This window comes from Amycolatopsis melonis, from assembly GCF_040064235.1.
Lineage (GTDB): Bacteria > Actinomycetota > Actinomycetes > Mycobacteriales > Pseudonocardiaceae > Amycolatopsis > Amycolatopsis melonis.
This window is the reverse complement of record NZ_JBDZYD010000013.1, coordinates 1-13,207: the sequence shown is the minus strand read 5'-3', so window position 1 is coordinate 13,207 and position 13,207 is coordinate 1. Positions and strand designations below refer to the sequence as shown.

At 69.8% G+C, this 13,207-nt stretch carries 8 protein-coding genes and 1 rRNA gene; 7 read left to right on the top strand and 2 right to left on the bottom strand.

Features of this window, described 5'->3' with window-relative positions; translation table 11 throughout:
* Nucleotides 1-28: 28 nt before the first annotated feature.
* Nucleotides 29-556 (top strand): hypothetical protein, encoded by a 528-nt coding sequence (locus ABJI51_RS31420; RefSeq protein WP_348954678.1) that lies wholly within the window; start codon nt 29-31, stop codon nt 554-556.
* Nucleotides 557-713: 157 nt separating this feature from the next.
* On the opposite strand, the gene secA2 is transcribed toward ABJI51_RS31420, so the two are convergent.
* Nucleotides 714-3,053: an accessory Sec system translocase SecA2 gene (gene secA2 / locus ABJI51_RS31415; RefSeq protein WP_348954677.1), complete on the bottom strand. Its 2,340-nt coding sequence runs from the start codon at nt 3,051-3,053 to the stop codon at nt 714-716.
* Between the two features lie 143 nt (nt 3,054-3,196).
* Here secA2 and ABJI51_RS31410 point away from each other — a divergent pair, with 143 nt between their 5' ends.
* Together ABJI51_RS31410 and ABJI51_RS31405 are read left to right on the top strand one after the other, a co-directional pair.
* A complete protein-coding gene (locus ABJI51_RS31410; protein WP_348955003.1) occupies nt 3,197-4,771 on the top strand; it encodes an alpha/beta hydrolase in 1,575 nt (524 codons plus the stop codon).
* Nucleotides 4,756-6,246 (top strand): alpha/beta hydrolase, encoded by a 1,491-nt coding sequence (locus ABJI51_RS31405; protein ID WP_348954676.1) that lies wholly within the window; start codon nt 4,756-4,758, stop codon nt 6,244-6,246. The genes ABJI51_RS31410 and ABJI51_RS31405 overlap by 16 nt, the downstream gene beginning before the upstream one ends.
* Here the strand turns inward: ABJI51_RS31405 and ABJI51_RS31400 are convergent.
* Entirely contained in the window at nt 6,243-6,905 is a 663-nt protein-coding gene (locus ABJI51_RS31400) for an LppX_LprAFG lipoprotein (RefSeq protein ID WP_348954675.1), read from the bottom strand. The two genes, ABJI51_RS31405 and ABJI51_RS31400, sit on opposite strands and share 4 nt — an antisense overlap.
* Nucleotides 6,906-7,003: 98 nt before the next feature.
* Here ABJI51_RS31400 and ABJI51_RS31395 point away from each other — a divergent pair, with 98 nt between their 5' ends.
* The 4 genes from ABJI51_RS31395 to ABJI51_RS31380 all read left to right on the top strand — a co-directional run bounded on the left by ABJI51_RS31395 (nt 7,004) and on the right by ABJI51_RS31380 (nt 13,187).
* A complete protein-coding gene (locus ABJI51_RS31395; RefSeq protein WP_348954674.1) occupies nt 7,004-8,284 on the top strand; it encodes an MFS transporter in 1,281 nt (426 codons plus the stop codon).
* Between the two features lie 61 nt (nt 8,285-8,345).
* A complete protein-coding gene (glnA, locus tag ABJI51_RS31390) occupies nt 8,346-9,689 on the top strand; it encodes a type I glutamate--ammonia ligase (protein WP_348954673.1) in 1,344 nt (447 codons plus the stop codon).
* A complete protein-coding gene (locus ABJI51_RS31385) occupies nt 9,689-11,239 on the top strand; it encodes an amidase (protein ID WP_348954672.1) in 1,551 nt (516 codons plus the stop codon). The genes glnA and ABJI51_RS31385 overlap by 1 nt, the downstream gene beginning before the upstream one ends.
* Before the next feature lie 426 nt (nt 11,240-11,665).
* Nucleotides 11,666-13,187, top strand: a 16S ribosomal RNA gene (locus ABJI51_RS31380).
* Nucleotides 13,188-13,207 lie beyond the last annotated feature (20 nt).

The following is a 13,207-nucleotide window of genomic DNA, read 5'->3' as shown; positions in this document are numbered from 1 at the left end:
CTGACGAACCGGACCGGGGGAGCGAACGATGACTTATCCGCAGCAGCAGCCGTACGGCCAGTACCCGCCCCAGCAGTACCCGCCGCCGCAGTACCCGGGCTACCCGCAGCCGCCGAAGAAGGGCAACGGCCTGCTCATCGGCCTGCTCGCCGGCGGTGCCGGCCTGCTGCTGGTGGTGGTCTTCGTGATCACCGCGTTCGTGGCGCCCGGCTTCCTGGTCTCGCACCGGTCGAAGGGGCCGAGCACGCCGCCGCTGGACCTGAACTCGGGCAGTGTCGCCGCGGGGAAGTTCATGCTCGCCGTCATGGGCAGCCCGGACGACGCGGGCCGGGCCGCGTGCGCGGCCGACCGGAGCCAGATCGTCGGTATCGCGCGGAGGGCGTCCGAGGCCGGCGCGAACCTCACCGCGGGCGAGCCGGTCAAGACCCTCGACGACCAGATGACGGTGCACCTGACCGGCACGGCCGACGGCGGCCGTCCGGTGACCATCGACCTGACCGTCAAGCGCGAAACCGACGGGTCCTACTGCATTTCCTCGGCGACTTCGTCGTTCTGAACCGCGCCGGGGGCCTCCGCGAACGGAGGCCCCCGGCCGGGTCACTTGCGCGTTTTCAAGCTCCGGCCCATCATGTTGGTCCACATCGCCATCCCCGCCCCTAAGACTCGGTACCCCCCCGGGGGGGGCCCCCCCCCCCCCCCCCCCCCCGGCCGGGTCACTTGCGCTTGATCATGCTCCGGACCTTCTTGATGGTCTGCTCGAAGTCGGAGTCGAACGGGTTGTCGTGCACCAGGTAGGTCCACGTCGTGTTGGCCCGCCGGACACCGGCGTCGCCGAGGTCGATGCCCTCGTCGGTCAGCTCGGCCTCTTCGAGGGTCTTCGCCGCCCGTGAGTCGGCCTCGCCGATGATCTTGTGGAACTCGGGGATGGCCGCGCGGTGGAACTCGTCCAGCGGCGTCTCCCGGGCCAGCGCCCGCAGGTGGATGCTCTCGCGGACGTCGGTCAGGTACGCCAGGTGGTCCGACCACAGCTGGTCGATGTGGAACAGCAGCACCTCGCGGCACATCTGCTCCAGCTTCTCCTGGTCGTCCAGCTTCTCCTTCAGCTCGGCGAACTTCTCCGGGTGCGCCTTCTCCAGCACCTCCGCCGCGTACGCGGTGCGAAGCACCTTGTCGCGGTGCACCAGCAGGTCGCGCCGCTGCCGCTCGATCAGCCGCGTGTAGCGCCAGGTGTTGCGGTGGATCTCCAGGTCGACGCCTTCGGCGACGCGCTGGGCGTGGTTGAGCTGCCGCAGCGCCGCCGGGTCGGTGATCTCGCCGGTCTCCTCGTCGGCGGCGATGCCCTCGGGCACGTCCGGCGCGTTCGACAGCACCAGTTCGTCGTTCAGGCTCGCGAAGAAGATCGCGCTGCCCGGGTCGCCCTGGCGGCCGGAGCGGCCGCGCAGCTGCCCGTCGAGGCGGCTCGACGGGTACCGCGCGGTGCCGATGACGTGCAGCCCGCCCAGCTCGACGACCTCGTCGCGGCTCTCGCCGTCGGTGCCGCCCAGCCGGATGTCGGTGCCGCGGCCGGCCATCTGGGTGGACACGGTGACCGCGCCCTTCTTGCCTGCCTCGGCGATGATCGCGGCCTCTTCGGCGTCGTTGCGCGCGTTGAGCACGACGCACTCGAGGTCGACCTTCGCCAGCTTCTCGGCCAGCTCTTCGGACTCGGCGACGTCCTGGGTGCCGACGAGGATCGGCCGCCCGGTCTCGTGCACCCGCCGGATCTCCTCCTCGATCGCCCGCAGCTTCTGCGACGGCGAGGCGAAGATCCGGTCGGGGAGGTCCTCGCGGATGTTCGGGGTGTTCGGCGGGATGACCGCGACTTCCAGCTCGTAGAACTCGCGCAGCTGCTCGGCGACGGCCACCGCGGTCCCGGTCATGCCCGCGACCTCGGGGTAGCGCGCGAGCAGCGCCTGGACGGTGATGGAGTCGAGGATCTCGCCGCGGTCGGTGGCGGTGACCTGCTCCTTCGCCTCGACGGCCGCCTGGAGGCCGTCCGGCCAGCGCTGCAGCTCGGCGACGCGGCCGCGGGCGGCGTTGATGAGCTGCACCTTGCCGTCGCGGACGAGGTAGTCGACGTCGCGGGTGAGCAGCGCGTGGGCGTGCAGGGCGACGTTGACCGCGGCGAGCCGGTCGGAGGCCTGGTCGTTGAACAGGTCGTCGACGTCGATGCCGAGGGACTTGGCGACCACCGAGGAACCGGCGTCGGTCAGCCAGGCGTTGCGGCCTTCGCTGTCGGTCTCGTAGTGGAGGTTGAGCCGCAGCCGCCGGACGATCTTCGCGACCTCTTCGTCGGCGTCGCTGCGGTCGATCGAGCCCGCCATCACCAGCGGCACGCGGGCCTCGTCGACCAGCACCGAGTCCGCCTCGTCGACGATCGCGACCTCGGGCTCGGGCTGGACCAGGTCGTCCACGCGGGTGACCAGCCGGTCGCGCAGCACGTCGAAGCCGATCTCGGCGACCGCGCCGTAGGTGACGTCCTTGGCGTAGGCCTCCTTGCGCTGCTCCTGCGAGTGCGACGGCTCGACCCAGCCGACCGACACGCCGAGCAGGGCGTACACCGGGGCCATCCACTCCGCGTCGCGGCGGGCCAGGTAGTCGTTGACGGTGACGACGTGAACGCGCTTTCCGCGCAGCGCGTACCCGGCGGCGGCCAGCGCACCGGCGAGCGTCTTACCCTCACCGGTCTCCATCTGGACGACGTGCTTGGTGAGGATGCCCATCGTGCCCAGCACCTGGACGTCGAACGCGCGCTCGCCGAGCGCCCGCTTGGCGGCCTCGCGGCCGAGCGCGCAGACCTCGATCAGCTGCTCGTCGCCGAAGGCGGTGTCCTTCAGGTCTTCGCGAAGCTTCTTCGCCCGCTCGGTCAGCTCCTCGTCGGAGAGCTTCTCCAGCTCGGGTTCGAGCTTCTCGACCGCGGGCAGCAGTGCTTCGTAGCGGGTCAGCTCGACGCTGCCCGGCCGCTGGATGATCCGGCGGAGCTTCTTGCCCATCCGGCTGATCAGTGCTGCCACCCCTGGTCTCCCGTTCTCTCTCGCTCGGCCGGCCTCCACCACCCAACGCGACGGTGGTGCGTTCGAGTTCCGCGGCCGGATGGGACGATCCAACCGTGTTCCCTCATCCCAGCGCCAGGTCCCATCGTCGCCGGATCACCGCGATCGCGACGTCCGCGCTGCTCGTGGCCTCGCTGGCCGCGTGCACGACGACCGGCAAGGCCACCCCGCCCGCCCCGACGACCGAGTCGCACCCGCCGTCCGGGCCGGTGCCCGCCGGGCTGGAGCGGTTCTACGGCCAGAGCCTGACCTGGGCCGATTGCGCACCTTACGCGACATCGGAAGACGCGCGGTCGGCGTTCCAGGCGAAGGACATCCAGTGCGCGCGGCTGACCGTGCCGCTGGACTACGCGAAACCGGCGGGGGACACCGTCACGCTGGGCCTGCTCCGGCACAAGGCCACCGACGCGGGTGCCCGGATCGGGTCGCTGGTGGTCAACCCGGGCGGCCCCGGCGCCTCCGGCATGGTCGCGGCCGCCGGGCTGATCAAGCCCGCGACCGGCACCGGCCTGGCCAAGCGCTTCGACCTGGTCGGCTTCGACCCGCGTGGCATCGGCGCCAGCCGGCCTGCCATCCACTGCCTCACCGACGCCGAACGCGACGCCGACCGCGCGGACGACAGCGAGACCGACGGCTCGCCGGCGGGTGTGCAGAAGCAGGAAGCGCAGGAGAAGGACTTCGCCGCGAAGTGCGCCCAGCGCACCGAGGACGGCACCGCGATGCTGGCCAACGTCGGCACCCGGGACGTCGTGAAGGACCTCGACGTCCTGCGCTCGGTCCTCGGCGACGAAAAGCTCACCTATCTGGGCTACTCCTACGGCACCCGGATCGGCTCGGCCTACGCCGAGGCCTTCCCGAAGAACGTCCGCGCGATGATCCTCGACGGCGCCGTGGACCCCGACCAGGACGCGGTCGAGTCGCTGGTCGCGCAGGGCCAGGGCTTCGGGACGGCGTTCACGCAGTTCGCGCAGTGGTGTGCCGCCCAGCAGGACTGCGCGCTGGGCCGGGACGCGGCCGGCGCGGTCAAGGCGTTCCAGGACCTGGTCCGGCCGCTGATCGACTTCCCGGTCCCGGTCGGCGACGGCCGCAAGCTCTCCTACGAGGACGCGACGACCGGCGTCATCCAGGCGCTTTACCAGGAGAGTCTCTGGGACACCCTGAACACCGGCCTCAACGAGCTGAAGCGGCAGCGCGGCGCGACGCTGGAGAAGCTGGCCGACATCTACAACGAGCGCGACTCCGACGGCCGCTACGGCACCACCCAGGACGCGTTCACGGCGATCCGCTGCGTCGACGACCCGCGCGTCACCGACCCGGCCGTCATCCTCAAGGCGCAGCAGGAGTACGTGAAGGTGGCGCCGTTCCTCGACGACGGCCGCCCGGCTTCGGCGGCACGCGACGCGTGCGCGTTCTGGCCGGTGCCGAACACCTCCGAGCCGCACGTGCCGAACGTCGAAGGCCTGGCGAAGACCCTGGTCATCTCGACGACCAACGACCCGGCGACGCCGTACCAGGCCGGGGTCAACCTGGCGAAGGGCCTGAAGGGCGCGCTGCTCACCTTCGAGGGGACCCAGCACACGGTGTTCCTGCAGGGCGTGAAGTGCGTGGACCAGGCGGGCGTGGACTACCTCGTGGACGGCACGGTGCCGCCGGAGGGGACCCGGTGCTCCGGGCAGTAGCCGCGCTCGCGCCGGTCCTGCTGCTGGCGGCGTGCACGAGTGCGCCCGTGTCGCCGCCCGCCCCGCCCGACCTGCGGAAGTTCACCACCCAGCAGCTGAACTGGCAGCCGTGCGCAGGGGAGCGGACCCTCGACTGCGCGCGGCTGACCGTGCCGCTGGACTACGCCGCCCCGGACGGCCGGACCGTCACGGTCGGCCTGCTGCGGCACAAGGCGGCGAAGCAGCGGATCGGCTCGCTGGTGGTCAATCCGGGCGGTCCCGGCGGCTCGGGCACGGCCACGGCCGCGTCGCTGGCGAAGTCGGCCGCTGCCGCGCCGCTGCTGGACCGCTTCGACCTGGTCGGGTTCGACCCGCGGGGCGTCGGCACCAGCGAGCCGCGGATCACCTGCCGCACCGACGCCGAGGTCGACGCGGACCGCGCCACCGACGTCGAGAGCGATTTTTCGCCCGAAGGAGTGAAGAAGCAGCTCGCCGAAACGACCGCGTACGGCGCGAAGTGCGCCGAAGCGACGAAGTACGGCAAGGAGTTCCTCGCGAACGCCGGCACCCGGGACGTCGTCCGCGACCTCGACGTCCTGCGGGCCGCCCTCGGCGACGAGAAGCTGACCTACCTGGGCTATTCGTACGGCACGCAGATCGGCGCGGCCTACGCCGAGGCGTACCCGGACCGTGTCCGCGCGCTGCTGCTCGACGGCGCGATCGACCCCGCGCAGAGCCTGGTGGACTCGCTGGTCACGCAGGCCGCGGGCTTCCAGGACGCGCTGACCGAGTTCGGCCGGTGGTGCGCGGCCCGCCGCGACTGCGCACTCGGCCACGACCCCGCCCGCACGACCGAGGCGTTCCAGCGGCTCGCGCGCCCGCTGATCACCCGCCCGGTCCCGGCCGGGACGCGGCACCTGTCGTTCGAGGACACCGTCACCGGCACGTTCGCGGGCCTGTACTCCCGCGGCGACTGGCCGGCGCTGAACGGCGCACTGACCCGGCTGGCCGAGGGCGACGGCCGGACGTTGCTGGCCTTCGCCGACGGCTACTACGAGCGGGACCACGACGGCCACTACAGCGGCGCGCTCGACGCGTACTTCGCCGTCCGCTGCGTCGACCACACCCGCGTCACCGACCGGGCCGCGATCGACCGCGCCCACGAGAAGATGCTGGCCGGGGCGCCGTTCCTGGACGGCGGCACGCCCGACACGAGCGAGCTGGACATCTGCTCGACCTGGCCGGTGCCGCCGACGTCGGCCGAGCACCCGCCGCACGCGCCCGGCCTGCCGAAGACCCTGGTCGTCTCGACCACGCACGACCCCGCGACGCCGTACCGGCAGGGCGAGGAGCTGGCGAAGGACCTCGGCGGCGTCCTGCTGACCTTCGAAGGCGTGCAGCACACGGTGTTCCTGCAGGGCAACGCGTGCGTGGACCGCACGGGCATCGCCTACCTGACCGACGGCACGCTCCCGGCCGCCGGAACCCGCTGCTAGCCGACCCGGACCGGGGCGTTCTGCCTGGTCAGCGACAGTTCGATCATCACGGGGCTGAGGTGGTCACCCGCCGGCGGGACCTGCACCCACAGCCGCGCGAACCGCCGCGCGGCATCCGCGGAGACCCACACCTTGACGGTGAGGTCCGCGGTGATCTGCGGCAGCACCCCGTGCGCGACGGCCCCGGGCACCACACCGCCGACCCGCAGGGCGGCAGCGCCGTCGACGTTCTCCTGGCCCTCGGTCTTCGCACCGGTCACGCCGTCCAGCAGCCGTTTCAGCCCGGCGGACGGCCCGAGGAACGTGCTCACCGCGTACATCTCCGGCACACGGCCGCGGGCGACATCGGGGTCCGTCGTGACTTCGCCGTCCCGGACGGTGAAGCGGAACTTCGTGTGCCCCTCGCCGTCCTGGACGTCGGCCGTGCCGGTCGCCGCGCCGCCGTCGTCGAGCGTGGCGTCGCCCTCGATCTGCCGCAGCGGGAAGCCCGGCAGCACGCCGTTGACCCCCGCGGCGAAGTGCACGCTGCGCACCGACGCGAACGACGTCGCCGCGTCGCGGACCAGCTCGGCGCCGGGCGGGAACGGCCCGCGCGTGTCGGGTGATCCGGTGCAGCCGGCCAGCAGCAGGAGCACGAGCAGCGGGGCGAGGCGGGACATGGCGTGAGCCTACTGAGCACGCGGCGTTGGCCCGATCCTTGCGGATGATGTCCTCCCGGCCACTTTCGGCCCTTCGCGCGCGCGGTGAGACTGCGTCAGTGACCATTGAGACCCGTCCCGCCCCGAAGCTGCACCGCGCCTGGCTGATCGCCGGTGCCGCGTTCGTCGCGCTGCTCGCCTCCGCCGGCTTCCGCGCCGCCCCCGGCGTCCTCATCGACCCGCTGCACGAGGAGTTCGGCTGGTCGACCGCCACGATCAGTTCCGCCGTGTCGGTGAACCTCGTCCTCTTCGGCCTCTTCGCGCCGTTCGCGGCCGCGCTGATGGAGCGCTTCGGCATCCGCCGCGTCTCGGCGACGGCGCTGTTCGTCATCGCCATGGGGGCGGGCGGCACGGTCTTCATGACCGCGAGCTGGCAGCTGGTGCTGTGCTGGGGCGTCCTGGTCGGCCTCGGCACCGGCTCGATGGCCATGGGTTTCGCCGCGATGGTCGCCACCCGCTGGTTCGTCCGCAGCCGCGGCGTCGTCACCGGCGTCCTGACCGCCGCGGGTGCCACCGGCCAGCTGATCTTCCTGCCGCTCATCGCGAACCTGGCGGTGAACTCCGGCTGGCGGACGGCGTCGCTGGTGATCTCGATCGCCGCGCTCGCCGTCGTCCCGGTCGTCCTGCTGGTGATCCGCGACCACCCGGCCGACGTCGGCACCACGGCCTACGGCGCGCCCGCCGACGCCGAAATCACCCGACCGGTGGCGAAGACCGGCTCGGTCCGCCGCGCGCTGTCGGTGCTGGGGCAGGCCGCCCGGACCCGGACGTTCTGGCTGCTCGCCGTCGGGTTCGCGATCTGCGGCGCGACGACGAACGGCCTGGTCGGCACCCACTTCGTGCCGGCCGCGCACGACCACGGCATGCCGCAGACGACCGCGGCGAGCCTGCTCGCCCTGGTCGGTGTCTTCGACGTCGTCGGCACGATCTTCTCCGGCTGGCTCACCGACCGGGTCGACCCGCGGATCCTGCTCGGCGTCTACTACGCCCTGCGCGGGCTCTCGCTGGCGCTGCTGCCGCAGCTGTTCACCGACAGCGTGCAGCCGAGCATGTGGGCGTTCATCCTGTTCTACGGCCTCGACTGGGTGGCAACGGTCCCGCCGACCGTCGCGCTCTGTGTCCGCGCGTTCGGCGACGCCGGCCCGATCGTGTTCGGCTGGGTCTTCGCCTCCCACCAGCTCGGCGCCGCGTTCGCCGCGTCGGCCGCCGGCCTGGTCCGCGACCACCTCGGCAACTACACCCTGGCCTGGTATTCCGCGGCCGTACTGGCGATCATCGCGTCGGCCGCGTCGCTGGCCATCTCGCGGGCGAGGAAGCCGGTCGCGGTGCTCGCGAGCTGACTTCGTCACCCTCGGCGCGTCGTGAAACATCCCGTTAACACGCTGTGGTTAGGGTGCGGCCATGGATCGCCAGCAGGAATTCGTGCTCCGCACGCTCGAGGAGCGCGACATCCGTTTCGTCCGACTCTGGTTCACCGATGTGCTGGGGTTCCTCAAGTCCGTCGCCGTCGCGCCGGCCGAGCTCGAGGGTGCGTTCAACGACGGGATCGGCTTCGACGGCTCGGCCATCGAGGGCTTCGCGCGCGTCTACGAATCGGACATGGTCGCCAAGCCGGACCCGTCGACGTTCCAGGTACTGCCCTGGGAAACCCCGGAAGGCGGCCCGTACTCGGCCCGCATGTTCTGCGACATCGCGATGCCCGACGGGTCGCCGTCCTGGGCGGACCCGCGGCACGTGCTGCGCCGTCAGCTGTCGAAGGCCGCCGAAGCGGGCTTCACGTGCTACGTCCACCCCGAGATCGAGTTCTTCCTGCTCTCGAACATGCCCGACGACGGCAGTGAGCCGGAGCCCGCGGACAACGGCGGCTACTTCGACCAGGCCAGCCACGCCACGGCGACGCACTTCCGCCGTCACGCCATCGAGACGCTCGAGGCGATGGGCATCTCCGTCGAGTTCAGCCACCACGAAGGCGCACCCGGCCAGCAGGAGATCGACCTCCGCTACGCCGACGCGCTGACCATGGCCGACAACGTGATGACGTTCCGCTACGTCGTCAAGGAGGTCGCGCTGACCCAGGGCGTGCGCGCGACGTTCATGCCCAAGCCGTTCACCGACCAGCCCGGCTCGGGCATGCACACCCACGTCAGCCTGTTCGAAGGCGACCGCAACGCGTTCTACGACGCCGAGGACCCGCACGAGCTGTCGGAGACCGGGAAGGCCTTCGTCGCCGGCGTGCTCCACCACGCCAAGGAGATCTCGGCGGTCACCAACCAGTGGGTGAACTCCTACAAGCGCCTGATCAGCGGCAGCGAGGCGCCGACGACGGTCTCGTGGGGCCGCGCGAACCGGTCCGCGCTGGTCCGCGTCCCGATGTATTCACCCGGAAAGGCGTCATCCCGCCGGGTGGAAATCCGTACGCTGGACTCGGCGTGCAACCCGTACCTGGCGTACTCGGTCATCCTCGCCGCCGGGCTCAAGGGGATCGAGAAGGGCTACGAGCTGCCGCCGCCCGCCGAGGACAACATCTGGCAGCTGAGCGACGCCGAGCGGCGCGCCGCCGGGTACGCGCAGCTGCCGCAGAACCTGGGAGAGGCACTGGCCGAGATGGAGAAGTCCGAGCTGCTGCCGGAGGCCCTCGGCGAGCACGTCTACGACTTCTTCCTGCGGAACAAGCGCGTGGAGTGGGACAACTACCGCAGCGCGGTCACCCCGTACGAACTCCGCACGCTGCTGCCGGTGCTCTGATGAGGCGGCGGCCGGCGTTCCTCACGGTGCTGGCCGCCGTTCTCGCGTTCCTCACCGCCGCGCCCGTTCCCGCGTCGGCCGCGCCGTTCGACCTCGACTCCGCCGACATCCCGGCACTGCAGGCGCGGATGGCGTCCGGCAGGCTCAGCGCGGCCGCACTGACCAGGAAGTACCTCGACCGGATTCACCGGATCGACGGAAAGGTCAACGCCGTCCTGGCGGTCAACCCGGCGGCGATGAGCCAGGCCCGGGAGAGCGACGCCCGGCGTCGCGCCCACCGCCTGCGCGGCCCGCTCGACGGCATCCCGGTGCTGGTCAAGGACAACGTCGACACCCGCGACCAGTGGACGACGGCGGGCTCGCGGGCGCTGCGGAGCTACCCGGCGAAGGACGCGACGCTGATCACCCGGTTGCGGGACGCGGGCGCGGTCATCCTCGGCAAGGCCAACCTCTCCGAATGGGCGAACTTCCGCGCCGCGAAGCCGACGTCGGGCTGGTCGGGCGTCGGCGGGCAGACGAACAACCCGTACGTGCTGGACCGCAACCCGTGCGGGTCGTCCGCCGGATCGGCGGCCGGCGTGGCCGCGTCGCTGGCCCAGGTGGCGATCGGCAGCGAGACGGACGGCTCGATCGTGTGCCCGGCGGGGATGACGGCGACGGTGGGTCACAAACCCAGCCTCGGCCTGGTCAGCCGCACCGGCGTGGTGCCGATCTCCGCCGAGCAGGACACCGCCGGGCCGATCGCCCGCAACGTCGTCGACGTGGCCCTGACGCTGTCGGTCCTGCAGGGCCGCGACCCCGCGGACCCGGCGACCGCGACGTATCCGCGCACCCAGCCGTCGGACTACGCGAAGTTCCTCCGTCCGGGTGTCCTGCACGGCGCCCGTATCGGACTGTGGCGGCTGCCGGTCCTCGGCCCGCAGACCGACGCGATCATGACCGCGGCGCGGAACTCCCTGGTCAGGGCCGGTGCGACGGTGGTCGAGGTGACCCCGCCGTACCAGCCGCGGCTGCTGGAGCTGGAGTTCCCGGCGCTGCTCACGGAGTTCCACCGCGACATCGACGCCTACCTGGCGACCCGCCCGGTGGGCCCGCGGAACCTGGCCGGGCTGATCGCCTACAACCGGGCGGACCCGCTGGAGCGGACGTGCTTCGCCGGCCAGGAGCTGTTCGAGCAGGCACTGGCCGCGCCGCCGCCGTCCGACCCTGGCTACCGGGCGACGCGCGCGGAGCTGACGGACCTCGCCCGCCGTTCGCTCGACGAAACGCTGGCGAAGTACCACCTGGACGCGATCGCGTCGCCGACCAACCCGCCGGCGTGGAAGACCGACTGCGCGGTGGGCGACAACGACGTGATCCCGTCCTCGACCCCGGCGGCGGTCGCGGGCTATCCGGACGTGACGGTGCCTGCCGGGTTCGCCGGACCACTCCCGGTGGGGATCTCGTTCATGGGGGCGCGGTGGTCTGACGCCCGGATGCTCGCCCTCGCGGCGGACTTCGAGCGCGTGGCCCCGGCCAGGGTCCCGCCGCGGTACCTGCCGTCGTCGTAGCCCTCCGTGCACGTTCTGACCTGCGGCAATGGCGTTAAGTGACCCCCCTGTCGGAGGGGGGTTCGAGGGCATGTAATCTTCTCTTCGTCGCCAGGAACACCGGGTCGCCCCGGGGCCGCAAGCCCCGAAGATCCGGCCGGGACGAGCGGGTTGACACCGCGGATCGGACCGGGTAATGTTCAGCGTCGGCCCACGAGCGGCCGCCGACCCCCTACGACTAAGCCCGTAGGATTCGGCATGCTCGACCAAAAGCTTGGAACAAACGCCGAGGACAAAACCACCGATAAGGTGGCGAGTCCGAAGTGTGTTGCTTGAGAACTCAACAGTGTGCTAGTGAACTAAGCCAGTAGAGCTTATTTATGGTAAACCCCCTCGTCGGGGTTTCCTTTGAGAGCAAGTATTTTGCCTCGATTGAATTCGAAGACATTGTTGGAGAGTTTGATCCTGGCTCAGGACGAACGCTGGCGGCGTGCTTAACACATGCAAGTCGAACGCTGAAGCATCTTCGGGTGTGGATGAGTGGCGAACGGGTGAGTAACACGTGGGTAATCTGCCCTGCACTCTGGGATAAGCCTTGGAAACGGGGTCTAATACCGGATATCACCTTCGGGGGCATCCTCGGGGGTTGAAAGTTCTGGCGGTGCAGGATGAACCCGCGGCCTATCAGCTTGTTGGTGGGGTAGTGGCCTACCAAGGCGACGACGGGTAGCCGGCCTGAGAGGGTGACCGGCCACACTGGGACTGAGACACGGCCCAGACTCCTACGGGAGGCAGCAGTGGGGAATATTGCACAATGGGCGCAAGCCTGATGCAGCGACGCCGCGTGAGGGATGACGGCCTTCGGGTTGTAAACCTCTTTCGCCAGGGACGAAGCGCAAGTGACGGTACCTGGATAAGAAGCACCGGCTAACTACGTGCCAGCAGCCGCGGTAATACGTAGGGTGCGAGCGTTGTCCGGATTTATTGGGCGTAAAGAGCTCGTAGGCGGTTTGTCGCGTCGGCCGTGAAATCTCCACGCTTAACGTGGAGCGTGCGGTCGATACGGGCAGACTTGAGTTCGGTAGGGGAGACTGGAATTCCTGGTGTAGCGGTGAAATGCGCAGATATCAGGAGGAACACCGGTGGCGAAGGCGGGTCTCTGGGCCGATACTGACGCTGAGGAGCGAAAGCGTGGGGAGCGAACAGGATTAGATACCCTGGTAGTCCACGCTGTAAACGTTGGGCGCTAGGTGTGGGTGACATTCCACGTTGTCCGTGCCGTAGCTAACGCATTAAGCGCCCCGCCTGGGGAGTACGGCCGCAAGGCTAAAACTCAAAGGAATTGACGGGGGCCCGCACAAGCGGCGGAGCATGTGGATTAATTCGATGCAACGCGAAGAACCTTACCTGGGCTTGACATGCATCAGACATCCCCAGAGATGGGGCTTCCCTTGTGGTTGGTGTACAGGTGGTGCATGGCTGTCGTCAGCTCGTGTCGTGAGATGTTGGGTTAAGTCCCGCAACGAGCGCAACCCTTATCCTACGTTGCCAGCGCGTGATGGCGGGGACTCGTGGGAGACTGCCGGGGTCAACTCGGAGGAAGGTGGGGATGACGTCAAGTCATCATGCCCCTTATGTCCAGGGCTTCACACATGCTACAATGGCTGGTACAGAGGGCTGCGATATCGTGAGGTGGAGCGAATCCCTTAAAGCCGGTCTCAGTTCGGATCGCAGTCTGCAACTCGACTGCGTGAAGTCGGAGTCGCTAGTAATCGCAGATCAGCAACGCTGCGGTGAATACGTTCCCGGGCCTTGTACACACCGCCCGTCACGTCATGAAAGTCGGTAACACCCGAAGCCCATGGCCCAACCCCGTAAGGGGAGGGAGTGGTCGAAGGTGGGACTGGCGATTGGGACGAAGTCGTAACAAGGTAGCCGTACCGGAAGGTGCGGCTGGATCACCTCCTTTCTAAGGAGCACAACACATCC